This window comes from Streptomyces sp. AM6-12, from assembly GCF_044327085.1.
Classification (GTDB): domain Bacteria; phylum Actinomycetota; class Actinomycetes; order Streptomycetales; family Streptomycetaceae; genus Streptomyces.
On sequence record NZ_JBIQWN010000001.1, the window covers coordinates 4,729,209 to 4,753,183 of the forward strand.

Sequence of the window (23,975 nt, forward strand, 5' to 3'; positions counted from 1 at the left end):
GCCCCGCCGGTGCGCGCCGGTGACGGCCGTGCAACCATCCGACACACCCCTGCGTCGTACATGCGTACGGCCGCCGGGGGACGGCCTGGACACGCTACGGGGAGGACGAACACGTGGAAAAGGGCGCGATACGCCGGCGACTCACGCTCGGCCCGGCCCTGCTGGCCGCGGCCGGGCTGCTGGCCTTCGCGGCTTCCGGCACCGCACAGGCCGCCCCCAGCGCCTGCTCGGGGCAGCAGGTCAGAACCCTCTCCTTCGCCTCGGGCGTCACCCGTGTCTACCGCAGCGGCGACTACGTCTGCGCCATGACGGTCGCCCGCGTCCCCGGCACCGTCCGCGCGATGTCGGTCAGCGTCCAGGCCCGCGGCAGCCGCCCGGCCAGGGACACCGGCCACTACCTCCACCACGCCGGTCCGGTGACCGTGCACGCCGGGCACCGCTGTGTCTGGGTCCGCGGCGCGGTCGGCCAGAGCAGCGTCAGCTCGGGCTGGATCCTCTGCTGAGCCGCCGGGCCCACCGACACGCTGGCTCCCGCGCCTTCCCTTGACGGAAAGAAACTTCCCGGATATTCGTGACTCCTTGGAAGTTTCCTTCAGCAGTTCTCCTCTGGGAAGGAGCGCACGTGCCCGACACCAGCACGGGAAGCGACACCAGCAAGAGAGGCACAGGAAACACCGGGGACGGGGACGGCGGCACCCGGCTGTCCCGGCGTACGGTCCTCGCCGCGGGCGCCGGAATCACCGCCGCGCTCACCGTCCCCGCCACCGCCCGCGCCGCCACCGCCCGCGCCGCCACCCCCGACGAGCGCCGGCTCAAGGCCCTGATCTCCGGGATGTCCCTGGAGGAGAAGGTCGGCCAGCTGTTCGTGTCGCGGGTCTACGGCGCCTCCGCCACCGCCCCCGACCAGGCCGACATCGACGCCAACCTCAGCGAGCTGGGCGTGCGCACCGCGGCCGAGCTGATCAGGAAGTACCGGGTCGGCGGGATCATCTACTTCACCTGGACCCACAACACCCGGAACCCGCACCAGATCGCGGAGCTGTCCAACGGCATCCAGAAGGCGTCCCTGGAGCAGCCGCGGGGCCTGCCGATGCTGATCGCCACCGACCAGGAGCACGGCGCGGTGTGCCGGGTGGGCGCGCCCGCCACCCTGTTCCCCGGCGCCATGGCGATCGGGGCGGGAGCGAAAGGGCGCGAAGCGCTGCCCCGCGAGGACGGGGGCGGGAGACGGGCGGCCGGCTCGGCCGCCGACGCGCGCACCGTCGGCCGTATCTCCGGCACCGAACTGCGCGCCCTCGGCGTCAACCAGGACTACTCGCCCGACGCCGATGTGAACGTCAACCCGGCCAACCCGGTCATCGGGGTGCGCTCCTTCGGCGCCGACCCGGCGGCGGTCGCGGAGCTGGTCGCGGCCGAGGTGGAGGGCTACCAGTCGGCCCGCGTCGCCGCCACCGCCAAGCACTTCCCGGGCCACGGGGACACTTCTGTGGACAGCCACTACGGCTTCCCGGTCATCACGCACAGCCGGGAGCTGTGGGAAAAGCTGGACGCGGTGCCGTTCCGCTCGGCGATCGCGGCGGGCATCGACTCGATCATGACCGCGCACATCCAGTTCCCGGCCCTGGACGACTCCGGCGACCCGGCCACCCTCTCCGAGCCGATCCTCACCGGCATCCTGCGCGGTGAACTCGGCTACGACGGCGTGGTGATCACCGACTCCCTCGGCATGCAGGGCGTGCGCACCAAGTACGGCGACGACCGGGTGCCGGTGCTCGCGCTGAAGGCCGGCGTGGACCAGCTGCTCGACCCGCCCTCCATCGACCTGGCCTGGAACGCGGTCCTGAAGGCCGTCCAGGACGGCGAGCTGACCGAGGCCCGCCTCGACGAATCGATGCTGCGCATCCTGCGGCTGAAGTCCCGGCTCGGCCTGTTCGGCGATCCGTACGCGGACCGGGCGGGCGTGGACCGGGTGGTGGGCACCGCGTCCCACCTGGCCGCGGCCGCGCGCATCGCCGACCGTACGACGACCCTGCTGGTCAACGAGGACGCGATCCTGCCCCTCGACCGGCGCCGGGAGCCCCGCCTGCTGGTGGTCGGCGCCGACCCGGACTCCCCGTCCGGCACGACGGGCCCGCCGACCGGCGTGCTGGCCGCCGCCCTCACCGAGGCGGGCTTCGCCGCGACCGCGCTGTCCACCGGTACGAGTCCGTCCGCCGCGACCATCGACAAGGCGGTGGCCGTCGCCCGGAACGCCGACGCGGTGGTGGTCGGCACCTACAACGTGACGGCGGGCAGCTCCCAACGCACCCTGGTGGAGCGGCTGCTGGCGACCGGCAAGCCCGTGGTGGCGCTCGCCCTGCGCAACCCGTACGACATCGCCCAGCTCCCCTCGGTCCGGGCCTGCCTGGCGTCGTACTGCTGGACGGACGTCGAACTGCGCGCCGCCGCCCGGGTGATCGCCGGCCGGGTCAAGCCGCGCGGCAGGCTGCCGGTGCCGGTGCAGCGGGCCGACGACCCGAGCCAGGTGCTGTACCCGATCGGCCACGGCCTGAGCTACTGAGGCGGACGGAGGCACCGGGCTGCACGGACGGGGGTACCGGGCTACGCGGCCTCGCCGAGCAGTCGTACGAGGTGATCGCGGCCCGCGGCGAGCAGGCCGGGCAGCGGCGCGGCCCGCTCGTACCACCGCTTCTCGTACTCCCAGCACAGCCAGCCGTCCCAGCCGCCCCGGCTGAGCACCTCCACGCACTCGGTGAGCGGCAGCACGCCCGCGCCGGGCGGCAGCGGGGTGGTGTCCTCGGCCGAGGCGATGTCCTTGACCTGCACATATCCCAGGTGGGGGGCGAGCGCCGCATACGTCTGCGCGGGCTGCTCGCCGCCCAGCCAGGTGTGCATCACGTCCCACAACGCCCCCACCTGCCGGTGCCCCACCGGGCCCAGCACCCGGATGGCGCCGGCGCCGGTGCGGTGCGAGTCGTGGGTCTCCAGCAGGATCCGCACCCCGAGCGCGGACGCGTCCTCGGCGGCGGTCCCGAGCCGCCGGGCCGCGATCGCGTCGGCCTCCTCCTGCGGGCCCTCCCCTCCGGGGAAGACCCGGACGAAGGGCGCGCCGAGATCGTGGGCGAGCCGCAGCAGCCCCCGCAGCTCGCCGAGCACGGCCGCGTCGTCACCGGGCACGGCGACCCGCGCGTACCCGGCCACGCACAGCGGTTCGATGCCCGCACTCCTGAACAGGGCCGCCGTGTCGGCGCGTTCGGCGGGGGAGAGGCCGGGATGGACCGGTTCCTCGGAGTGGGCGCGCAGTTCGACACCGTGGTAGCCGTGCTCGGACGCGAGCGCCAGGACGTCCGGGACGGGCAGGCCGGGGACACCGAGAGTGGAGAACGCCAGCTTCATGCACAACGAGCCTACTCACCCGCCGGGCGCCCCCCGTCGCGCCGCAATGTCACGACTTCTCCAAGAAGAACCCAGGTATTGCCGCTTTTTCGCCGGCAACCGATGTCACCCGATCTGCCGGGGTAGGGATCGACCGCTCATCCGGTCCGCAAAGACCCACAAGAAGGTCGATACATGGCAGAGTTGACTCGACGCAGACTCCTGGGCTCGGGCGCCGGAGCGCTGGGCGGCGCGGCGGCCCTCTCCCTGCTCCCGCCGAGCGTCCAGAAGGCGGTCGCCGCCGACGCGCCCAGGCGCAGCTCGTTGCACGACATCGAGCACGTCGTCCTGCTGATGCAGGAGAACCGGTCCTTCGACCACTACTTCGGCACGCTCTCCGGCGTACGCGGCTTCGCCGACCCGCGCGCGCGACGGCTCGGCACCGGGCGCAGCGTCTTCTACCAGCCGGACGCCGAGAACCCGAAGGGCTATCTGCTGCCCTTCCACCTCGACACCCGCAAGTCCAGCGCCCAGGTGATCCCGTCCACCAGCCACGCCTGGTCGGTGCAGCACCAGGCGTGGAACCACGGCAAGATGGACCGGTGGCTGCCCGCCCACCGCGAGGCCGACGGTGCCAACGGCCCCTACGTCATGGGGTACTACACGCGCGAGGACATCCCGTTCCAGTTCGCGCTCGCGGAGACCTTCACCGTCTGCGACAACTACTTCTGCTCGGTCCTCGGCCCCACCTGGCCCAACCGCCTGATGTGGATGACGGGGACGATCGATCCGGGCGGCACCAGGGGCGGCCCGGTCATCAGCAACGCAGCGCCGGCGCCGTACCGCTGGACGACGTACGCCGAACGGCTCCAGGCGGCCGGGGTCAGCTGGCAGGTGTACCGGCAGGACGACGACTACGGCTGCAACATGCTGGAGCAGTTCGCCGCGTTCCAGAAGGCCAAGCCGGGCTCCGCCCTCCACGAGCGCGGGGTGCGCCCGCGGCCCGCGGGCTCCTTCGAGGACGACGCCCGCAACGACCGGCTGCCGGCGGTGAGCTGGATCATGCCGACCAGCCACCAGTCGGAGCACCCGGACTATCTGCCCGCCGCGGGCGCGGACTTCGTGGCGTCGAAGATCGAGGCCATCGCCGCCAACCCGAAGGTGTGGCGCAAGACGGCCTTCATCCTCAGCTACGACGAGAACGACGGCCTCTTCGACCACGTCGCCCCGCCCACCCCGCCCGCCGGGACCAGGGACGAGTTCATCGGCGGCCTCCCCATCGGCGGCGGGTTCCGGGTCCCGGCGATCATCATCTCGCCCTGGACGGTGGGCGGTTGGGTCGCCACCGAAGCCTTCGACCACACCTCGGCCCTCCGGTTCCTGGAGCGCTTCACCGGGGTCGCGGAGCCGAACGTCAGCGCTTGGCGGCGGCACACCTTCGGCGACCTCACCAGCGCCTTCCGCTTCTCCCGGAGCGCCACGCGCGCACCCCGGCTGCCCGCGGGCACGGCGGCTCAGCTCAAGAAGGCGAAGGAGGGGGTGGCGACGCTGCCCGCACCGCGCCTGCCCGCCGCCGACCAGACCTACCCGCACCAGGAACAGGGCCACCGGCCCCAGGTCTGAGGGCGGCCGGGCCCACCGGACGAGGCGGCCCGGGCCACCAGGACGACTCCCACCGGTCACCGGGGCACGACCGCACCGAACCCGGCCGGCCGCGCCCCCCGGTGGGAGCCCTGCGCGTCGGGGGGCAGGCCGACCGCGTGGCGCACCGACAGGGAATCCGGCCGGCCACCCCGGCACCGCGTGTGACGGTGGTTGCTCGTGGGCGCGTCGGCATGGGGTCGCGGGTTTGTCGGGTGTGTGGCGCACTTTCCCGTGCGGGGCCGGATGGCTGTCCTGGCACCGCACGTGACGGTGGTTGCTCGTGGGCGCGGCCGCATGGGGACGTGGGCCCGTGCGGACGTGCGGCGCACTTCCCCGTGCGGGGCCGGATGGCTGTCCTGGCACCGCACGTGACAGTGGTTGCCCGTGGCGCGTCCGGACGGGGAGTCGGGCCTGTCGGCCGCGTGGTGCACTTCCCTGTGCAGGGCCGGGTGGTGGTCCTGGGGCCGCGTGTGACAGTGGTTGCCCGTGGGCGCGTCCGCACGGGAACGCGGGCCCGTGCGGACGCGCGGCGCACTACCCGGGCGGTCGCAAGCTTCCCCCCGACGGGGACGCGCCGGTGGCAGTGCGCACGGGTGACACGAGTGGCGTGACCGGGCTTCCACCGGGGGCGCGGGCACGGCCGTCTTCCACGGCCCGCCGACAGGCCGGGCGCCCGCCTGCCGATCAGCGCCACCGGCAACTCCGGTCCCAGGGGCGTCCAGGTGACGATCGACGGCCTCCCGGCGCAGGTCACCACCGAGGACGGCCCCCACCTCCCCCGGCGGTGCCGGGAGCGGCTGCCGCATTCGGTTACCAGCCTCTTCGGCCCGCGCACGCCGGCGCCGAGTACCCGATCGGCTTCCGGCCGCCCTTCACGGCCGCCACCAGGCCGCCCCGCTCACCCCCGCGCCACCGCCGTCGACCCCCTGACGACCAGTTCCCCCCGCACCTCGGCCATCCCCCCGGCCGGTGCCTCCTCCCGGCCCATGGCGACGCGCCCGGCCCGCGCTCCCGCCTCGGCCAGTGGCAGGCGGACCGTCGTCAGTCCGGGTACGACGTCCACGGCCACCGGGAGGTCGTCGAAGCCGGTGACGGACACGTCCTCGGGGATGCGCAGGCCGGCGTCCCGCAGGGCGGCGCACGCCCCCGCCGCGACGGAGTCGTTCGCGGCGACCAGGGCAGTCAACGACGGGTCCCGGCGCAGCAGCTCACGCGCCCCCTCGTACCCCGAGCGCCGGTCGAACCGCCCGTGCACGGTCCACCGCGGGTCCTCCCCGATCCCCGCCGCGGCCAGCGCGGCGCGATGCCCCTCCAGCCGGTGCCGCGTGGTCGAGCGCTCCTCGGGCCCGGCGATGCACCCGAGCCGCCGGTGCCCGAGGCCCACCAGATGCTCGGTCACCGCCCGCGCTCCGCCGAGGTTGCCGAAGCTGAGCGCGACCGCCCCCGCGTCCGGCACCGGGGGCCGGCCGCACAGCACCACCCGCGTGCCGCCCTCCCCGAGCTTGCGCAGCTTCGCCGCCACGGCCGCCGCGTGCGGCGCGTCCAGGACCGCGCCGCCGGTCAGCACGACCGCGGCCGCCCGCTGCCGTTGCAGCAGCGTCAGGTACTTCAGCTCCCGCTCCGGCGAACCGCCCGTGTTGCAGACGACCGCGAGCCGCTCGCCGCCCGCCCGGCCCCCGGTGCCCCCGATCTCCGCCTGGATCGCGCTCGCCATGATCCCGAAGAAGGGGTCGGCGATGTCGTTGACGAGGATGCCGACCAGGTCGGACGTGGCGGCGGCCAGCGCGCTCGCGGGCCCGTTGAGGACGTAGTCCAGCTCGTCCACCGCGCGCAGCACCCGCTCGCGGGTCGACGCCGCGACCGGGTAGTTGCCGTTCAGCACGCGCGACACCGTCGCGGGGGAGACCTGGGCGCGCGCGGCCACGTCCGCCAGGGTCACGGTCATTCTCGTCGTCCTCCGGTCGCGCCGATCGTCGTCTCGTCAGGGCAGGTAGACGGCCTGAACAGGACTTCGGTTCCCACGCCCCGCCGACGCCCCTCCCGGTGGAAAGGGGCACCGGAACCCGGACAGGTCTTGTGCCGACCGCCGTCCCGAGGCTAGCTTCCTCCTCGGTGGAAAGCGCTTGCTATGACGATTGTCGCAGTGGTGGACAGGGCGCTCGGCGCCACGGAAGAGGACCCGGTGAGGGCCCGTGGAGGGGACCTGCGTGACACGTAAGACGACCGTGCGCATCGCCATGAACGGCGTGACCGGGCGCATGGGCTACCGCCAGCACCTGCTGCGCTCGATCCTCGCCCTGCGCGACCAGGGCGGCCTCGATCTCGGCGACGGCACCGTGCTGTGGCCGGAGCCGATCCTGCTCGGCCGCCGTGAACACGCGCTCCGCGAGATCGCCGGCCGGCACGGACTGGAGCACGTCTCCACCGACCTGGACACGGTGCTCGCCGACCCCTCCGTCGACGTCTACTTCGACGCGCAGGTCACCGCCGCCCGCGAGGACGCGCTCCGGAAGGCGATCGCCGCGGGCAAGCACGTCTACACCGAGAAGCCCACCGCCACCGGCCTCGACGGCGCTCTCGGACTCGCCCGGCTGGCAGGGGAGAGGGGCGTCCGGCACGGCGTCGTCCAGGACAAGCTGTTCCTGCCGGGCCTGCGGAAGCTGAAACGGCTGATCGACGGCGGCTTCTTCGGCCGGATCCTGTCCGTGCGCGGCGAGTTCGGCTACTGGGTCTTCGAGGGCGACTGGCAGGACGCCCAGCGCCCCTCCTGGAACTACCGCGCCGAGGACGGCGGCGGCATCGTCGTGGACATGTTCCCGCACTGGGAGTACGTGCTGCACGAACTGTTCGGCCGCGTCACCTCCGTCCAGGCCCTGACCGCCACCCACATCCCGCGCCGCTGGGACGAGCACGGCAGGCCGTACGACGCGACGGCCGACGACGCCGCGTACGGCATCTTCGAGCTGGCGGGCGGCGCGGTCGCGCAGATCAACTCCTCCTGGGCGGTGCGCGTCCACCGCGACGAACTGGTCGAGTTCCAGGTCGACGGCACGGAGGGCTCGGCGGTGGCCGGCCTGCGGAACTGCCGCGTCCAGCACCGCTCCGCGACCCCCAAGCCGGTCTGGAACCCCGACATCCCCGCCACCGAGGCGTTCCGCGAGCAATGGCAGGAGGTGCCGGACAACGGGGAGTTCGACAACGGCTTCAAGGCGCAGTGGGAGCTGTTCCTGCGGCATGTGTACGCCGGCACCCCGTACCACTGGGACCTACTGGCCGGGGCGCGGGGCGTCCAACTGGCGTACCTGGGCCTGAAGTCGGCGGCGGAGGGCCGCCGCATCGCGGTGCCGGAGATCACGCTGTGACCATCCAACTCCCTTCCTTGCACGGCGGCTTGCGGACATACGAGCCGCGCCCCGAGCCCTTCCGGGCCGCCCCCGGTACGGCCCTCACCTCCCGTACGGTCTTCTCCGCGGCCCATGTCGTCGCCGATCCGTACGCGGACGTCTCGCCCGATTCGCCCGCCGCCGTCGACTGGGACGCGACCCTCGCCTTCCGCCGCCATCTGTGGGCGCACGGCCTCGGGGTCGCCGAGGCGATGGACACCGCCCAGCGCGGGATGGGCCTGGGCTGGCCGGCGGCCGCCGAACTGATCCGGCGCAGCGCCGCCGAGGCGAAGGCGGTCGGCGGGCGCATCGCCTGCGGAGCCGGCACCGACCAGCTCACCGGCGGGAGTCTGACGGACATCCGCGCGGCCTACGAGGAACAGCTCGCGGTCGTGGAGGAGTCCGGCGCCCAGGCGATCCTGATGGCCTCCCGCGCCCTGGCCGCGACGGCCACCGGGCCCGAGGACTACCAGGAGGTCTACGGCCACCTGCTCCGCCAGTGCGCCGAGCCGGTCGTGCTGCACTGGCTCGGCCCGATGTTCGACCCGACGCTCGAGGGCTACTGGGGGTCCACCGACCTGGACGCCGCCACCGAGGTGCTCCTCGACGTGATCGCCGCCCACCCGGACAAGGTCGACGGCGTCAAGGTCTCCCTGCTGGACGCGCGCCGGGAGGTCGGGCTGCGCCGCCGTCTGCCGGAGGGCGTGCGCTGCTACACCGGCGACGACTTCCACTACCCCGAACTGATCGCGGGCGACGCGCGGGGCTTCAGCCACGCCCTGCTCGGCGTCTTCGACCCGCTCGCCCCGCTGGCGGCACGGGCGGTACACCACCTCGACACCGGCGACGTCTGCGCGTTCCGCGAACTCCTCGACCCCACCGTGGAGTTGTCCCGCCACTTGTTCCAGCCTCCCACCCGCTTCTACAAGACCGGCGTCGTCCTGCTCGCCTGGCTGGCCGGCCACCAGTCGCACTTCACGATGGTGGGCGGCCTCCAGTCGGCCCGCTCGCTCCCGCACCTGGCCCGCGCCTACGAACTCGCCGACGGCCTGGGCCTTTTCCCGGACCCCCGCTTTGCGGAGGACCGCATGAAGACCCTTCTCGCCCTGTACGGAGTCCAGCAGTGACCGGTGACCTCGCCCGCCTCTCCGTCAACCAGATGACGGTGAAACAACTGTCCTTGCCCGAACTGACGCAAGGCTGCCGCCAGTTCGGCATCGGCAAGGTGGGCCTGTGGCGCGAGCCGGTCCAAGCGTACGGCGTCGCCAAGACGGCCGCGCTGGTGCGGTCGGCGGGGCTGGAGGTGACGACGCTGTGCCGGGGCGGCTTCCTCACCGGGATCGACCCCGGTGAGCGGGCCGCCGCCCTGGCCGACAACCGCCGCGCGGTGGACGAGGCGGCGGCGCTCGGCACCGACACCCTGGTCCTGGTCTCCGGCGGCCTCCCGGCGGGCGGCAAGGACCTGTGCGGGGCCCGCGAACGCGTCGCCGACGCCCTCGCCGAACTGGCGCCCTACGCCGAGTCCCACGGCGTCCGCCTCGCCGTCGAGCCGCTGCACCCGATGTTCGCCGCCGACCGCTGCGTCGTGTCGACCCTGGCCCAGGCGCTCGACCTCGCGGAACGCTTCCCCGCCCACCAGGTCGGGGTGACCGTGGACACGTACCACGTCTGGTGGGACGACCGGGCCCCGGCGGGGATCGCCCGTGCGGGCGCTGCGGGTCGTATCCACGCCTTCCAACTGGCCGACTGGACCACACCGTTGCCCGCCGGGGTGCTCAACGGCCGGGGGCAGCTCGGGGACGGTTCGATCGACCTGCGCGCGTGGCGCGGGTACGTCGAAGCGGCGGGCTACTCGGGCCCTATCGAGGTGGAGCTGTTCAACGAGGAGTTGTGGGCGCGGGACGGGCGGGCGGTGCTGAAGGAGACGGCGGCGCGCTTCCTGGAGCACGCCGCCTGAGTCCGGCGCCGGGTCAGTAGGTGATCCGGTCGAGCAGCCAGCCGCCCAGTTCCCCGGTGACGGCGGTGTGCGTGGTGGTCGTGGACGAGCAGATGAAGTCGTCCAGGTCGCTCTCGTCCGGCGGGAGTTCGTCCACCGCCACGTACAGGTCGTCCTGCCGGCCGATGTCGCGGACGGACACCGCGCTGATCGTGGGCACGAAGCAGATGTCCGGGTGCCGCAGGTCCACCGTGCCGCCGGCCTTCTCCAGCGCGTTGGCGAGGATGCGGTACGTGTTGAGCGTGCCGCCGGGCGCGCCGTCGAGTTCCGGGAAGCCGTCGGTGGTGATCGTCTTCTCGGCCTTCGGGAAGCGGCGGTTGAGGTAGGCGGCGGTCACGTCGTCGCCCTGGGCCTGGGTGTAGAAGGTGGTGCCGGGGTAGATCCGCTCGACGCGCAGCGCGGTCTCGCCGGGCCGCACCTCGGGCAGTCCCACGCCGTCCCCGCGTCCGCTGGCGACCCCGAGCAGCCGGGGGATGCGGGGCCAGCCACCCAGCCGCGCCAGCTCCTCCAGCAGGTCCTGGCGCTCCTTGGCCACCCCGATCTTGCCGGTGTCCTTGTCGTAGTGCCGCCACAGCATCTGGCGGGCGGCCGGGCTGTTCATCTGCCGGGCGAAGTCGTTGCCCGGGAACGGGATGAAGTACGAGAACGCCTGGACGCCGACGGGGATGGTGGCGCCGCGATGCGGGGTGTCGAACGAGAAGTACGTGCCGGTCCGGTGGTCGATGCGCTGGCTCTCCAGCCGGGCGAGCGCGTACCGGGTGACCAGTCCGCCCATGCTGAACCCGCCGACGACCAGCCGCTCGTCGCCCAGCCGCTCGGCGTTGGCCCGCAGGATCGCCGCCGTGGCCGCCTGGGCGTTGGTCTGGATCGCGGCGGTGCGCTCGTTGTAACCGAGCAGGATGACGTCCTTGCCGCGCCGGCGCAGCTCGCTGACGAGGGGGAAGTCGCTCTCCAGGAACTGGTAGAGCTTGTCGAGCTCGCTCCGGCCGAGGCTGAAGCCGTCGGAGATGATCACCGGCCGGACGAGGCCCCGGTTCCCCTCCCCGTGGAAGACCCACGCGAAGCCTTCCGGCAGGCTCCACTCGTTGTCCGGGGGCGGTACGTCGACCGGGTTGTGCACCCGCTGGTCGAGCGGGTCGCTGATGGTCAGTCCGGCGAGCTGTGGCTCGGAGGCGTCCTGTGGCGACATGGTCGTGCTCCTCGGTGTCGTCGCAAAGGGCGGACACCGCCATGGTGGGGCCGGCTCCGGGCGATGCCGGGCGTGTTGCCCTGCGGGTTCATCACATGGGATGGAACCCGCGGGGGAACCGTTTGCCCCGCCCCGCGGGTGCGTGCGCGCGAACCGGCAGGCACGCGGCCGGCCGGGACGGCCACACGGCCGATCGTGGAAACTTGACCGGATGATCACCATATCGACCGGTCGCCGCGCCACCGCGTTCGTGATCCCGCTGGTGCTCGGCGCCGCCCTGACCGGCTGTGCCGCCAAGCGCCCGGACTACTTGCAGGACTACGCGGACCACCCGCACCTGCGCGTCACCGGCTACCCGGTCGCCGACAGCCTGGAAGTCGTCCAGAAGTTCCTGTGGCGGCTGGCCGACGGTGAGGTCGACGGCGTCGCCGCCCTGGACACCGAGGGCGGTGACGCGAGGCCCGCGGCGCGTGCCTGGATCAAGGAGTACGGCAAGGCGGCCCGCGGCGAGGTGTCGGCCGACTTCGAGGAGGACTTCGCCGTACGGCAGCCCGTCGTCCTCCACTTCACCGGCCCGACCCGCACCGAGGAGAGCACGGCGCGACCCGGCCCGCACGACACCTGGGGACTCGTGCTGGTGAATCCCGCGCCGAAGGATGTCAAGAAGTCCAACGCCGCTCCGACCACCCGGTGAAGGGCTCAGCGGCCGGACACACCCCGGTACGCCCGGCCCCGCACATAGAGGACGACGAAGGTGATCGCCGCGATCGCGCACACCATCATGCCGACGGCCAGGAGGGTGATGCCCGCGTCGCTGATGCCCTGTGCGTCGGTCACCGTGACCGGGCCGAGGGCGGTCTGCTCCCGGTGCACATGGTCGGGGTGGTCCGCGATGTAGAGAACCTGGCCCACGATCGCCAGCACACAGAGTGCCGCCCCGGCCAGCAGCCGTCCGCCCGCCCTCGCCCACCAGGGGACCCGCGGGCGCAGGGCGATGTCCGGGCAGCGGGCCAGCAGCACGCGCCCCAGGTCCGCGGCGTACGCGGCGAGCCCGTCGGTCCGCAGCCGGCGGCCGTCGGCGAACAGGATCTCGATGCGGTAGCCGTTGCCCAGCCGGGTCGCGAGGCGGTTGACGGCGTCGCCCGCGACGTAAAGGGAAGTGACGCGGTCCCAGGTCCAGCAGGCGGTGCCCCGCCGCGACCCGTGGACCAGGCCCCGCTCCCGCACCTCGAAGTACTCTCCGGGCTCGCCGCGCAGCGCCCGCACGATCTGGGTCACCGCGACCCATACGGCGCCCAGCGCGAGACCGATCAGCAGGCCGATGGCCCGGTTGCCGCGGGCCGACCCCTCGCCGGCGGTGGACAGGCCCCACACCCCGAGCCAGCCCGACGGGACGGCGACGAGCAGGGCCCAGGCGGCGTTCACCCACCGCTTGCGGTGGTCGACCGGATGCCGGCTGAGCACCGGCCCGAGCCGGTCCAGAGCGCTCGCTCCCTCGATGGCAGTCACCGGCCAAGTCAAACACCGGTGGGTGCCCGCGCTCAACACCCGGACTACGAAAAGGAGTTGTCTACGGCCGCCATGCGTCCCGGTAGTCGGGGTGGTCCGCGTACGTCAGCGCGATCAGCCGGAGCGGACCCTCCAGGACGCCCGCCCGGTACTGGGCGCGGTCCCACGCGTCCAGATCCGCGCCGGACACCCGGTCCCCCCGCTCCCCGATCCGTGCCACGGCCGCGTCCCGCCGCCGGGCCGCCTCCGCGTACGCGTCCACGATCCCCTTCAGCGCCTTCGCGCCGCGCAGCACCCGCGCCGGGTCCTGCCCCGCGATGTACCGGCCGGTCTCCTCGTCCCCGACCTCGCACACCCCGCGCGCTCTCTCGTCGAACACCCACCCCGCGGCGAAGCCCCACTCCCGGCCCACCACCGAGCGTGCCCCCCGCGTGTCGTCGTCGAGCCGGGCGTACAGAAACCGCACGAGTTCGTCCATGACGCGCCCCGCCCCCCTTCCCGGTCCCTAGAAGAACACCCCGCACCGCAACAGCACATTGGCATACGGGCTCGCCTCACCGGTGCGCACGACCAGCCTCGCCGTCGCCGACAACTCCTTGAGCCGCTCGTGCGGTACGACGTCCAGGCGGGCGAACTGCCGCCGCACCAGGTCCAGATGGTCTCCGCGCAGCTCCTCCGCCACCGTGGCGCCCTCCAGGACCAGTTCGTCCACCAGGCCGGCGAAGACCTCCGCGAAGGACGGCACCCCGGCCCGGAAGGCCAGGTCCACGACGCGCGGCCCGGCCGGGATCGGCATGCCCGCGTCGCAGACCAGCACCTCGTCCCCGTGCCCCAACTCGGCCAGCGCGCCCGCCAGATGGCGGTTCAGGATGCCCGACTTCTTCACAGCTGTCCGACCTCCTCGGCCGTCGGATACGACTCCTGCGCCCCCGCCCTCGTCACGGCCGCCGCGCCGACGCGGGCCGCGTACGCCGCCGCCTCGGCGAGGCTCGCGCCCGTGCCCAGCCTCCAGGCCAGCGCCGCCGTGAACGCGTCGCCCGCGCCCGTGGTGTCCACCGCGTCGACCTTCACCGACGCGACCCGCCGCGCGCCCGAGCCGTCGTACACCAGCGCGCCGCGGGCGCCGAGCGTGACCACGACCGAGCGCGGGCCGAGGGCCAGCAGCCCGCGCGCCCAGTCCTCGGGTTCCGCCCCGGCGGACTCGCCCAGGATCACCCGCGCCTCGTGCTCGTTGACGATCAGCGGGTCGCAGGCGGCCAGCACCTCGGCGGGCAGCGGGCGCGGCGGGGAGGGGTTGAGCACGAAGCGGGTGCCGGACGGCAGGGCCCGTACGACCTCCTCCACCGTCTCCAGCGGGATCTCCAGCTGGGCCGAGACCACGCGCGCGGCCCGCAGCAGGGGGGCAGCCGACCGGACGTCCGCCGGGGTGAGGCGGGCGTTGGCGCCGGGTGACACCACGATGCTGTTGTCCCCGGACGGGTCCACGGTGATCAGCGCGACCCCGGTCGGCGCCCCGCCTTCGAGCACCCCCGCCGGGTCCACCCCGGCCGAGCGCAGGGAGTCCAGCAGCAGCCGGCCGTGGCCGTCCGCGCCGACGCGCGCCAGCAGGGCCGTACGGGCGCCCAGCCGGGCCGCCGCGACCGCCTGGTTGGCGCCCTTGCCGCCCGGATGCGTGGACAGATCCCCGCCGAGCACCGTCTCACCGGCGGCCGGCCGCCGCTCGACCCCGATCACCAGGTCGGCGTTGGCCGAGCCCACGACCAACAGGTCGTAGTCGTACATCAGTTGACTCCCATGAACCCTTTGAATCCGAGAACCCGAGGAACGAGCCGGGGCGGACGGCCGCCCCCATGGTGCGTCCATGGTGTACGACCGTCCGCCCGCGCCCGCTTCGCCCGCCGCCGTCAGCCGGTGAATCCGGCCACGTTGTCCTTGGTGACCACCTTCACCGGCACCTTCACCGTCTGCTGCACCTTCTTGCCCTGGGACGCCTTGAGCGCGTTGTCCAGGGCGATCCGGCCGAGCTGGGTCGGCTGCTGCGCGACGGAGGCGTACAGCGTGCCCGCCTTGACCGCGTTCAGGCCGTCCGGGGTGCCGTCGAAGCCGACCACCGGCACCGACCTGCCGGCCTTCGAACCCAGCGCCTTGATCGCGCCGAGGGCCATCTCGTCGTTGGCGGCGATCACGCCCTGCACGTCCGGGTGGGCCTGGAGCAGGTTCGACATCACGTCGAGGCCCTTGGTGCGGTCGAAGTCGGCGGGCTGCTGCGCGACCACCTTGATGCCGGGATACGCCTTCAGACCGTTGGCGAAGCCCTGCGCACGCTCCCGCGCCGCCGAGGTGCCCGCCTGGCCCTGGAGGATCACGATCTTGCCCTTGCCGCCCAGCTTCTCGGCGATCGTCCTGGCCGCCTGCTCGCCGCCGGCGATGTTGTCCGAGGCCACCAGGGCGTCCACAGCGGCCTTGTTCACCCCGCGGTCCACCGCGATCACCGGGATCTTCGCCTTGTCGGCGGCCTTGACCGAGTTGCTCGCCGCGTCCGAGTCGACCGGGTTGACGATGATCGCGTCGAGGCCCGAACTGGTGAAGTTCTGCAGCTGGTTGGCCTGCTGGGAGGCGTCGTTCTGCGCGTCGGTGACCGTCAGGTCCACGCCCAGCTTCTTCGCCTCGGCCTGCGCGCCGGAGCGGATCTGCACGAAGAACGGGTTGTTCAGGGTGGACAGCGACAGACCCATCTTCGGCTTGTCCGAGGCGGAGGAGCCGCCATGCAGGAAGGAGGTCGCGCCGACCACCGCCACCGTCACCACGGCCGCGAGCCCGTACGTCGCCGCCTGCCTGCCCTTGTTGCCGCCGCCCCCGCTGGTCACCGGGGTGGCACCCGCCTTGCGGCGCACCGTGTCGAGCAGCACCGCCAGCGCGATCACGACACCGATCACCACCTGCTGCCAGAACGCGGAGACGTTCAGCAGGTTCAGGCCGTTGCGCAGCACCGCCAGGATCAGCGCGCCGACCAGGGTGCCGGACGCCTTGCCGGTACCGCCCGCGAGCGAGGCACCGCCGATGACGACGGCCGCGATCGCGTCCAGCTCGTAGCCGTCGGCGGCCTGCGGCTGTGCGGAGGACAGCCGGGAGGCCAGCACGATGCCCGCCACCGCCGCGAACACCCCGGACAGGGCGTAGATCGCGAGCTTCTGCTTCTTCACCCGCAGACCCGACAGGCGCGCGGCCTCCTCGTTGCCGCCGATCGCGTACATCGAGCGGCCGATGTAGGTGCGGCCGAGCACGAACGCGGCCAGCAGCCCCATCACGATCATGACCAGGACCGGCACCGGCAGCCAGTCGCCGAGCGTGTCCCCGAGGTGCGAGACCGAGTCCGGGAACGGGATCGGCACACCACCGGAGATCACCAGCGACAGACCGCGCCCCACCGACAGCATCGCGAGCGTCGCGATGAACGGCGGCAGCTTGCCGTAGGCGATGAGGAAACCGTTCACCAGACCGGCCGCCACACCCGTGGCCACCGCCAGGACGACGGCCAGCGCCACCGGCACCCCGTGCTGGGTGGCGCTCCACGCCAGCACCGTCGCCGACAGCGCGGCCACCGAGCCGACCGACAGGTCGATGCCCGCCGCCACGATCACGAAGGTGACACCGAAGGCCAGGATCGCCGTCACGGCCGCCTGGACACCGATGTTGAGCAGGTTGTCCGTCGTCAGGAAGTCACCGGACAGCGCCGACAGGGCGATGACCAGGACGATCAGCGCGGTCAGCGCGCCGTTGTCGAGCAGCAGCCGGCGCAGGCCGCCCGGCGCGCCACTCGCTCCCGTCGTGCTCTTGAGCGTGTCAGTGGCCACGGTCGGCCTCCTTCGCGGTGTTGTCGTTCGTGTCGCTGGTGGTGGGGCTGGATACGGCGAGCGCCATCACGGCGTCCTGCGTGGCCTCGCCGGCCGCGAGTTCGCCGGCGATCCGGCCCTGGGCCATCACCAGCACCCGGTCGCTCATGCCGAGCACCTCGGGCAGATCGCTGGAGATCATCAGGACGGCGGCACCGGCGGCCGTCAGCTCGTTGATCAGCTGGTAGATCTCGACCTTGGCGCCGACGTCGATGCCGCGCGTCGGCTCGTCGAGGATCAGCACCCTGGTGTCGGCCAGCAGCCACTTGCCGATGACGACCTTCTGCTGGTTGCCGCCGGACAGCGTGCGCACATGCTGGCCGAGCCCGGCCATCCGCACGCCCAGCTGACCGGCGATCCGCTCGGCCGCCACGTGCTGCGCCTTGCGGTCGACCAGCCCGGCGCGGGTCGCGGCCCGCAGGGTCACCAGGCCCAGGTTCTCCTCGACCGAGGCGTCCAGCACCAGGCCCTGCCCCTTGCGGTCCTCGGGCACGAGCCCGATCCCGGCCGCCATCGCGGCGTTCACGTCAAAGCGCCGCAGCGCGGTGCCGCCGACCTTGACGGTCCCGTCGTCGTACGGGTCCGCGCCGAACACGGCCCGGACGACCTCGGTGCGCCCGGCGCCCACGAGACCGGCGACGCCGACGACCTCACCGGCGTGCACCTCGAAGCTCACGTCGTGGAAGACGCCGTCGCGGGTCAGCCCCTCGACGCTGAGCAACGCGGCGCCCCTGTCCGGGCGTTGGCGCGGGTACTGCTGCTCGATGGAGCGCCCGACCATGAGCCGTACGAGTTCGTCCTCGGGGGTGGTGGCGGGCACCTGGCCCACACTCCTGCCGTCCCGGATGACGGTGACCCGGTCTCCGAGGGCGGCGATCTCGTCGAGATGATGCGTGATGAAGACGATGCCCACCCCGTCCGCCCGCAGCTGCCGCACGATCGCGAACAGCTTCTCGACCTCCTCCGAGGTCAGCACGGCGGTCGGCTCGTCCATGATGAGCACGCGCGCGTCCAGGCTCAGCGCCTTGGCGATCTCCACCATCTGGAGCCGGGCGATGCCCAGTTCACGCACCCGCGCACGCGGCGAGACCCGCACGCCGACCCGCTCCAGGAGCTTCGCGGCCTCGGCCTCCATCCGCTTCCGGTCGATCATGCCGAGGCGGCGCGGCTGCCGGCCGAGGAAGATGTTCTCGGCGACGGTCAGATCCGGCACCAGGTTGAACTCCTGGTAGATGGTGGCGATCCCGAGCCGCTCGGAGTCCTGCGCACCGTGGATGCGCGTCTCCCGGCCGCCGACGAGGATCCGCCCGGAGTCGGGCGTATAGGCACCGGAGAGCATCTTGATGAGCGTGCTCTTGCCGGCGCCGTTCTCACCGAGCAGCACATGCACCTCGCCCCGGCGCAGGTCGAAGTCGACACCGTCGAGCGCGACCACGCCGGGAAAGGTCTTGCGTATGCCCTCGATGCGCAGCAACTCGTCCGGGTTGCTCACGTCGTGCTCCTTTGCACTGGGGGGAGGGACGGGGTGGGGATGATCCGGGGCTCGGTCTCCTCCGGTGTCTCACCGCAGGAGCGGCGTACGACCAGCCGGGCGGCGAGGGTGACGGACGCGGCCGGCCGCCCCTCGATCCGGTCGACCAGGGCGCGTACGGCGGCCCGGCCCAGCTCGCCGGTGGGCTGGGCGATCGCGGTGACCGGGGGATCGGTGTGCACGAACCAGGGGATGTCGTCGAACGCGGCGAGCGCGATGTCGTCCGGCACCCGCAGCCCGCGCGCCCGGACGGCGTCCAGGGCACCGAGTGCCATCAGGTTGTCCGCCGCGAAGACGGCGTCCGGCGGCTCGGGAAGGTCGAGGAACCCCTCGGTGACCCGGCGCCCGCTGGCGGCCTGGAAGTCGCCCTGGCCGATGTAGACGCCGGGGAGCGGGAGCCCGTACTCGGCCAGTGCGGCGCGGAACGCCTCGACGCGCTCGCTGCCCGTGGTGGTGGCGGCGGGCCCCGCGATGATCGCGACCCGCCGGTGCCCGAGGGCGTGGAGGTGCGCCACGAGGTCCTGTACGGCGGCTCGTCCGTCGGCGCGTACGACGGGGACGTCGACGCCGGGGATCCAGCGGTCCACGAACACCATCGGTGTCCCGGCGCGGGCGGCGTCCAGCATGAGCGGCGACCCGCCGTCGGTCGGCGAGACGAGCAGGCCGTCGATCCGCCGGTCCAGCAGGTTCCGTACGTGGTGGTCCTGGAGATCGGGCCGCTCATCCGCGTTCCCGATGATCACGCTGTACCCGAGCGACCTGGCCTCTTCCTCCACGGAGCGGGCCAGCTCGGTGAAGTAGGGATTCAGCACGTCGCTGATGACGAGGCCGAGGGTGTGGGTCTGATCGGTCCGCAGCGAACGCGCCACGGCGTTCGGCCGGTACCCCAGCGACTCCACGGCGGCCAGCACCCGGCTGCGCGCGTCCGCGCTGACCGACGGATGCGCGTTCAGCACCCGCGAAACCGTCGCGACGGACACGCCCGCCACCGCGGCCACATCCTTGATACTCGCCACCTCCGGCCCACCTCCTTGTGAACTCGTGACGCTTGGAATCGATTACATCGAGACGCGGAAACGATTGGAATCGATTACATGGGGGGTGGCAAGGGGGTGGGAGGTGGCCGAAACTCAATCGTTACCGGGCGGGAAAGTGCCGGACTGGTGGGCGGGTGGCCCCTGGTTATCGGTGATCGGCGCGCGCCGATCACCAGGGACGCGTGCCCGACGGGGCGCAGGCGTCGGTCGAACGGGTTGGCCGGCCCAACCCTCTTGCGCGGCGCCGGTCAGGCCCCGGGCTCATTCCTCCGCGAACAACTCGCCGGCTTCCGCCACGTGTACGGCCCGCTCGGCCCATGCCTTCAGTTGATCGAGGTCGGTGCAGGCTTCGATGCGTGCGCGGGCGGTGTCGGGGACGGGGATGCGGCGCCATTCGAGGAAGCTAAGGAGCGTCTCCCGCCAGCCCTCGATGCGCCCCTCTTCTCTGCCTTCCGCGCGTACCTGTTCAGCCAGGGGGTGGCGCCAGAAGTAGTGGATCTGTCCCACTGTGCCACCCCCTATTTCCGGTGCCGATTCACTCGCCGGTGAACAAGTCGCCCGCGTCCGCCGCGTGTACGGCCCGCTCGGCCCATGTCTCCAGTTGGCTTACGTCGGTGCAGGCTTCGATGCGTGCACGGACGGTGTCGGGGACGGGGATGCGGCGCCATTCCAGAAGGCGAAGGACCATCGCCTGGGATGTCTGGATGCGCCCCTCTTCCCTGCCTTCTTCTCGACCTTCTTCCCTGCCTTCTTCTCGACCTTCTTCCCTGCCTTCCGCGCGTACCTGTTCAGCCAGCGGATGGCGCCAGAAGTACTGGACGGTTGTCATCAAGTCCCTCCACATCTGCTTCGCTTGGGCGTTGGTCAGGCAGGAGTCGACGAACTGCGCGTAGACCGAGGCGGTGTCCGCGTCGATGGTCTTCAGGATGGCCACCAGGGATTCCAGTATGGCCGGGGCCTGGGGCCCCTGTCCGTGTGTCATCGCCGAGAGCACCGCGAGGGACGGGTCACGCTCGCCCCAGCGCTCGTCGGTGATCATCGGCACGTTGTCCGGCCCCAGCACCAGCGGCCGCACCGTCATGGAGTGCCAGTCCCGGAAGCCGAACCGGATGGGCCGCGACGCCCACTTCGCGGTCGTACTGCTCTGCGTGATCACGATCAGCACCGGCTCGCAGCGGTACTTCTCGTACAAGTAGGCGAGGTAATAAGGCCAACTGCCCCGCTTCCGGTCGTCCACCTTCCCCTGCGACTCCACCACCAGCAGATACGTGCCCTCGTCCGTCTCCGCCCGCATCAGCGTGTCCACTCGCCGTTCGACCGGTTCGATCTCGGTGAGGTCCACATTCAGCGCGGCGATCTCCCGCGGCTCCGGAAACGGCACGTGCAGTACCCGCTGCAACGCCTTGGTCAGCACCGCGGGATCCTTCTGAAAGATCCGGTGCAGTGCCTCGTGCGACGAGCCGACCATCGACCCTCCCTCCTGTCGTACGACGTGCTCAACGAGCCGGATCCCAAGAGGTTGCATATGCCAGGGGAAAATGATGTTCGACTTCGGAATCACCGGATACCGCCCCGAGTGGCTGGTCGGCCGGCGGGACGTGCGGCGGGAGCACGGAGAGCGGCTCGAAGGTCTTGTGGGGCGGCCGCTCACGAGAGTCTCGATGGTCTGGGACGTGGAGGACGACGAGTGGTTCCCCGACTGCCCGGTGCTCTTCGACTTCGACGGTGAGCAGGTCGAGATCAACCACTGGAAACTCGACGAGCTCGCCCTCACCTGGAACACCATCGACCCGGCCGGTCCGGTCCGCTGGCCGGGGTTCGATCTTCAGTGGCGGACGGAGCCGCTCCCCGAGCTGCGCCGGCTGCGGGGAGCGGTCCTGAAAGGGGTCGAACTGCCCGTGTGGCCGGGGCAGGACGTCGCTCAGGGGAACGTCGACGTCGGCTTCGTCTTCGAGACGGTCCGGGTGACGGTCTTCAACGCCATGGACGAGAACGGGCTCGGGTTCGGCGTTCGCTGACGACCGCGGGCCTGGCACCGCCCCCACCCCCTGTCACCCCCCACCGCTACCGTCGTCCCATGGCGCAACAGGCGGGGAACCACACCGGTGAGCGGCGGACGGCCGTGGTCGAAGGGGTGCTGGAGAGGATCACGTACGCCAATGAGGAGAACGGGTACACCGTTGCCCGGGTGGACACCGGCAGGGGCGGCGGGGAGCTGCTCACCGTCGTCGGGGCGCTCCTCGGGGCGCAGGTCGGGGAGTCCCTGCGGATGGAGGGGCGGTGGGGGAGCCATCCGCAGCACGGCAGGCAGTTCCAGGTGGAGAACTACAGCACCGTGCTCCCGGCGACCGTCCAGGGCATGCGGCGCTACCTCGGCTCCGGGCTCGTCAAGGGGATCGGGCCCGTCTTCGCCGACCGGATCACCCGGCACTTCGGCGTCGACACCCTCCGCGTCATCGAGGAGGAACCCGGGCGGCTGATCGAGGTGCCGGGACTCGGGCCCAAGCGGACCAAGAAGATCGCCGCGGCCTGGGAGGAGCAGAAGGCGATCAAGGAGGTCATGCTCTTCCTCCAGACCGTCGAGGTCTCCACCTCCATCGCCGTGCGGATCTACAAGAAGTACGGCGACCAGTCGATCGACGTCGTCAAGAAGAACCCGTACCGGCTCGCCGCCGATGTCTGGGGCATCGGGTTCCTCACCGCCGACAAGATCGCCCAGTCCGTCGGCATCCCCCACGACAGCCCCGAGCGCGTCAAGGCCGGTCTCCAGTACGCCCTCTCCCAGTCCGCCGACCAGGGCAACTGCTACCTGCCGGAGGAACGCCTCATCGCCGACGCGGTGAAGCTGCTCCAGGTCGACACCGGTCTCGTCATCGAGTGCCTCGGCGAGCTGGCACGGGAACCGGAGGAGGGCGGCGACCCCGGTGTCGTACGGGAGAAGGTGCCGGGACCCGACGGGGGCGAGCCCGTCACCGCCGTCTACCTCGTCCCCTTCCACCGCGCCGAACTGTCCCTGGCCGCCCAGCTCCTGCGCCTCCTGCGCACCGGCGAGGACCGCATGCCCGGCTTCCAGGACGTGGACTGGGGCAAGGCCCTCGGCTGGCTCCACCAGCGCACCGGCGCCGACCTCGCGCCCGAGCAGGAGGCCGCCGTCCGGCTCGCGCTCACGGAGAAGGTCGCCGTGCTCACCGGCGGCCCCGGCTGCGGCAAGTCCTTCACGGTCCGCTCCGTCGTGGAGCTGGCCCGCGCCCGGCGGGCCAAGGTGGTGCTCGCCGCGCCGACCGGCCGCGCCGCCAAGCGGCTCGCCGAGCTGACCGGCGCCGACGCGTCCACCGTGCACCGGCTGCTGGAGCTGAGGCCCGGCGGGGACGCGGCCTACGACCGGGAACGGCCCCTGGACGCCGACCTGGTGGTCGTGGACGAGGCGTCCATGCTGGACCTCCTCCTCGCCAACAAGCTGGTGAAGGCCGTACCGCCCGGAGCGCACCTCCTCTTCGTCGGGGACGTCGACCAGTTGCCCAGCGTCGGCGCCGGTGAGGTGCTGCGTGACCTGCTCGCCCCCGGCAGCCCGGTGCCCGCCGTCCGCCTCACCCGCGTCTTCAGGCAGGCCCAGCAGTCCGGAGTGGTCACCAACGCGCACCGGATCAACGCGGGTCGGCACCCCCTCACCGACGGGCTCAAGGACTTCTTCCTCTTCGTGGAGGACGACACGGAGGAGGCCGGGCGGCTCACCGTGGACGTGGCGGCGCGCCGGATTCCCGCCCGGTTCGGGCTCGATCCCCGGCGCGATGTGCAGGTGCTCGCGCCGATGCACCGGGGGCCGGCCGGCGCGGGGGCGCTCAACGGGCTGCTCCAGCAGGCCATCACGCCGGCCCGGCCCGATGTGCCGGAGAAGCGGTTCGGCGGGCGGGTCTTCCGGGTCGGCGACAAGGTGACCCAGATTCGCAACAATTACGAGAAGGGGAAGAACGGGGTCTTCAACGGCACCGTGGGTGTCGTCACCGCGCTCGATCCGGTCGACCAGCGGCTGACCGTCCTCACGGACGAGGACGAGGAGGTTCCGTATGAATACGACGAACTGGACGAACTGGCCCACGCGTACGCCGTGACCATCCACCGCTCGCAGGGAAGTGAATATCCCGCCGTGGTGATTCCCGTCACCACGGGAGCATGGATGATGTTGCAGCGGAACCTGCTCTACACGGCCGTGACGCGGGCCAAGAAGCTGGTCGTCCTGGTCGGTTCGCGCCGCGCGATCGGCCAGGCGGTGCGCACGGTGTCGGCCGGACGGCGGTGCACGGCCCTGGACTTCCGGCTCGTCGGCAAAAATGATCGATCAAATGAGTCGTGAAGGTCACAGAGCACTTCCAGAAGGCCCTTCGAGGGGGCAGGATGGGCAGGCTGACGGCACTGAGTGC

21 protein-coding genes are annotated in these 23,975 nt (G+C 72.1%); 9 read left to right on the forward strand and 12 right to left on the reverse strand.

The features are described 5' to 3' along the window. The first annotated feature begins 113 nt into the window (after positions 1–113). On the forward strand, positions 114–503 hold the full coding sequence (locus tag ACE4Q9_RS21470) for a hypothetical protein (RefSeq protein ID WP_397985841.1): 390 nt from the start codon (positions 114–116) through the stop codon (positions 501–503). Positions 504–622: 119 nt separating this feature from the next. Beyond that, complete coding sequence (locus ACE4Q9_RS21475) at positions 623–2,560, forward strand: glycoside hydrolase family 3 protein (protein ID WP_397985842.1); 1,938 nt, start codon at positions 623–625, stop codon at positions 2,558–2,560. A 41-nt stretch (positions 2,561–2,601) separates the two neighbouring features. Here ACE4Q9_RS21475 and ACE4Q9_RS21480 read toward each other — a convergent pair whose 3' ends face one another. Beyond that, complete coding sequence (locus ACE4Q9_RS21480; RefSeq protein ID WP_397985843.1) at positions 2,602–3,396, reverse strand: sugar phosphate isomerase/epimerase family protein; 795 nt, start codon at positions 3,394–3,396, stop codon at positions 2,602–2,604. A 174-nt stretch (positions 3,397–3,570) separates the two neighbouring features. On the opposite strand from ACE4Q9_RS21480, the gene ACE4Q9_RS21485 reads away from it, so the two are divergent. Then, positions 3,571–4,998 carry an alkaline phosphatase family protein gene (locus ACE4Q9_RS21485; protein WP_397985844.1) on the forward strand — a complete coding sequence of 476 codons (1,428 nt, stop codon included), beginning with the start codon at positions 3,571–3,573 and terminating at the stop codon, positions 4,996–4,998. Between the two features lie 919 nt (positions 4,999–5,917). Here ACE4Q9_RS21485 and ACE4Q9_RS21490 read toward each other — a convergent pair. Continuing rightward, positions 5,918–6,964: a LacI family DNA-binding transcriptional regulator gene (locus tag ACE4Q9_RS21490; RefSeq protein WP_397985845.1), complete on the reverse strand. Its 1,047-nt coding sequence runs from the start codon at positions 6,962–6,964 to the stop codon at positions 5,918–5,920. A 262-nt stretch (positions 6,965–7,226) separates the two neighbouring features. Here ACE4Q9_RS21490 and ACE4Q9_RS21495 point away from each other — a divergent pair, with 262 nt between their 5' ends. From ACE4Q9_RS21495 to ACE4Q9_RS21505, 3 genes are read left to right on the forward strand one after another with little or no spacing between them, the layout of a single operon-like run. Then, positions 7,227–8,381 carry a Gfo/Idh/MocA family protein gene (locus ACE4Q9_RS21495; protein ID WP_397985846.1) on the forward strand — a complete coding sequence of 385 codons (1,155 nt, stop codon included), beginning with the start codon at positions 7,227–7,229 and terminating at the stop codon, positions 8,379–8,381. Then, positions 8,378–9,529 (forward strand): dihydrodipicolinate synthase family protein, encoded by a 1,152-nt coding sequence (locus ACE4Q9_RS21500; RefSeq protein ID WP_397985847.1) that lies wholly within the window; start codon positions 8,378–8,380, stop codon positions 9,527–9,529. The genes ACE4Q9_RS21495 and ACE4Q9_RS21500 overlap by 4 nt, the downstream gene beginning before the upstream one ends. 32 nt (positions 9,530–9,561) lie before the next feature. Beyond that, positions 9,562–10,359 (forward strand): sugar phosphate isomerase/epimerase family protein, encoded by a 798-nt coding sequence (locus ACE4Q9_RS21505; protein ID WP_397987291.1) that lies wholly within the window; start codon positions 9,562–9,564, stop codon positions 10,357–10,359. A gap of 13 nt (positions 10,360–10,372) precedes the next feature. On the opposite strand, the gene ACE4Q9_RS21510 is transcribed toward ACE4Q9_RS21505, so the two are convergent. Further along, positions 10,373–11,587 carry an esterase/lipase family protein gene (locus tag ACE4Q9_RS21510; protein WP_397985848.1) on the reverse strand — a complete coding sequence of 405 codons (1,215 nt, stop codon included), beginning with the start codon at positions 11,585–11,587 and terminating at the stop codon, positions 10,373–10,375. 211 nt (positions 11,588–11,798) lie between these two features. Between ACE4Q9_RS21510 and ACE4Q9_RS21515 the strand changes: the two genes are divergently transcribed. Then, positions 11,799–12,281 (forward strand): hypothetical protein, encoded by a 483-nt coding sequence (locus ACE4Q9_RS21515; protein WP_397985849.1) that lies wholly within the window; start codon positions 11,799–11,801, stop codon positions 12,279–12,281. Between the two features lie 5 nt (positions 12,282–12,286). Here the strand turns inward: ACE4Q9_RS21515 and ACE4Q9_RS21520 are convergent, their stop codons facing one another. From ACE4Q9_RS21520 to ACE4Q9_RS21560, 9 genes are all read right to left on the reverse strand, one after another. After that, positions 12,287–13,096, reverse strand: a complete 810-nt coding sequence (locus ACE4Q9_RS21520) for a hypothetical protein (RefSeq protein ID WP_397985850.1) — start codon at positions 13,094–13,096, stop codon at positions 12,287–12,289. A gap of 61 nt (positions 13,097–13,157) precedes the next feature. Beyond that, positions 13,158–13,574, reverse strand: coding sequence for a DUF6221 family protein (locus ACE4Q9_RS21525; protein WP_397985851.1), 417 nt, complete (start codon positions 13,572–13,574; stop codon positions 13,158–13,160). Between the two features lie 27 nt (positions 13,575–13,601). Then, positions 13,602–13,982, reverse strand: a complete 381-nt coding sequence (gene rbsD / locus ACE4Q9_RS21530) for a D-ribose pyranase (protein WP_397985852.1) — start codon at positions 13,980–13,982, stop codon at positions 13,602–13,604. Beyond that, positions 13,979–14,878, reverse strand: coding sequence for a ribokinase (locus ACE4Q9_RS21535; protein WP_397985853.1), 900 nt, complete (start codon positions 14,876–14,878; stop codon positions 13,979–13,981). Before ACE4Q9_RS21535 ends, rbsD begins: the two co-directional genes overlap by 4 nt. 122 nt (positions 14,879–15,000) lie before the next feature. Then, positions 15,001–16,950 (reverse strand): substrate-binding domain-containing protein, encoded by a 1,950-nt coding sequence (locus ACE4Q9_RS21540; RefSeq protein WP_397985854.1) that lies wholly within the window; start codon positions 16,948–16,950, stop codon positions 15,001–15,003. Beyond that, positions 16,940–18,481, reverse strand: a complete 1,542-nt coding sequence (locus tag ACE4Q9_RS21545) for a sugar ABC transporter ATP-binding protein (RefSeq protein WP_397985855.1) — start codon at positions 18,479–18,481, stop codon at positions 16,940–16,942. Before ACE4Q9_RS21545 ends, ACE4Q9_RS21540 begins: the two co-directional genes overlap by 11 nt. Then, a complete protein-coding gene (locus tag ACE4Q9_RS21550) occupies positions 18,478–19,536 on the reverse strand; it encodes a LacI family DNA-binding transcriptional regulator (RefSeq protein WP_397985856.1) in 1,059 nt (352 codons plus the stop codon). Before ACE4Q9_RS21550 ends, ACE4Q9_RS21545 begins: the two co-directional genes overlap by 4 nt. A gap of 282 nt (positions 19,537–19,818) precedes the next feature. Beyond that, positions 19,819–20,064 (reverse strand): hypothetical protein, encoded by a 246-nt coding sequence (locus tag ACE4Q9_RS21555; RefSeq protein ID WP_397985857.1) that lies wholly within the window; start codon positions 20,062–20,064, stop codon positions 19,819–19,821. A 28-nt stretch (positions 20,065–20,092) separates the two neighbouring features. Beyond that, positions 20,093–21,025: a hypothetical protein gene (locus ACE4Q9_RS21560; RefSeq protein WP_397985858.1), complete on the reverse strand. Its 933-nt coding sequence runs from the start codon at positions 21,023–21,025 to the stop codon at positions 20,093–20,095. Between the two features lie 70 nt (positions 21,026–21,095). On the opposite strand from ACE4Q9_RS21560, the gene ACE4Q9_RS21565 reads away from it, so the two are divergent. Together ACE4Q9_RS21565 and ACE4Q9_RS21570 are read left to right on the forward strand one after the other, a co-directional pair. Then, positions 21,096–21,575 (forward strand): hypothetical protein, encoded by a 480-nt coding sequence (locus tag ACE4Q9_RS21565; protein WP_397985859.1) that lies wholly within the window; start codon positions 21,096–21,098, stop codon positions 21,573–21,575. Positions 21,576–21,634: 59 nt separating this feature from the next. After that, the gene (locus ACE4Q9_RS21570; protein ID WP_397985860.1) at positions 21,635–23,908 is read left to right on the forward strand and encodes an ATP-dependent RecD-like DNA helicase; all 2,274 of its coding nucleotides are present in this window, start codon (positions 21,635–21,637) and stop codon (positions 23,906–23,908) included. Positions 23,909–23,975: the final 67 nt, after the last annotated feature.

Coding starts and splice junctions, on each gene's coding strand:
- ACE4Q9_RS21515 (WP_397985849.1), top strand. CDS start 11,799: ATGATCACCATATCGACCGGTCGCCGCGCCACCGCGTTCGTGATCCCG.
- ACE4Q9_RS21485 (WP_397985844.1), top strand. CDS start 3,571: ATGGCAGAGTTGACTCGACGCAGACTCCTGGGCTCGGGCGCCGGAGCG.
- ACE4Q9_RS21560 (WP_397985858.1), bottom strand. CDS start 21,025: ATGGTCGGCTCGTCGCACGAGGCACTGCACCGGATCTTTCAGAAGGAT.
- ACE4Q9_RS21480 (WP_397985843.1), bottom strand. CDS start 3,396: ATGAAGCTGGCGTTCTCCACTCTCGGTGTCCCCGGCCTGCCCGTCCCG.
- ACE4Q9_RS21505 (WP_397987291.1), top strand. CDS start 9,562: ATGACGGTGAAACAACTGTCCTTGCCCGAACTGACGCAAGGCTGCCGC.
- ACE4Q9_RS21490 (WP_397985845.1), bottom strand. CDS start 6,964: ATGACCGTGACCCTGGCGGACGTGGCCGCGCGCGCCCAGGTCTCCCCC.
- ACE4Q9_RS21525 (WP_397985851.1), bottom strand. CDS start 13,574: ATGGACGAACTCGTGCGGTTTCTGTACGCCCGGCTCGACGACGACACG.
- ACE4Q9_RS21570 (WP_397985860.1), top strand. CDS start 21,635: ATGGCGCAACAGGCGGGGAACCACACCGGTGAGCGGCGGACGGCCGTG.
- ACE4Q9_RS21535 (WP_397985853.1), bottom strand. CDS start 14,878: ATGTACGACTACGACCTGTTGGTCGTGGGCTCGGCCAACGCCGACCTG.
- ACE4Q9_RS21565 (WP_397985859.1), top strand. CDS start 21,096: ATGATGTTCGACTTCGGAATCACCGGATACCGCCCCGAGTGGCTGGTC.
- ACE4Q9_RS21510 (WP_397985848.1), bottom strand. CDS start 11,587: ATGTCGCCACAGGACGCCTCCGAGCCACAGCTCGCCGGACTGACCATC.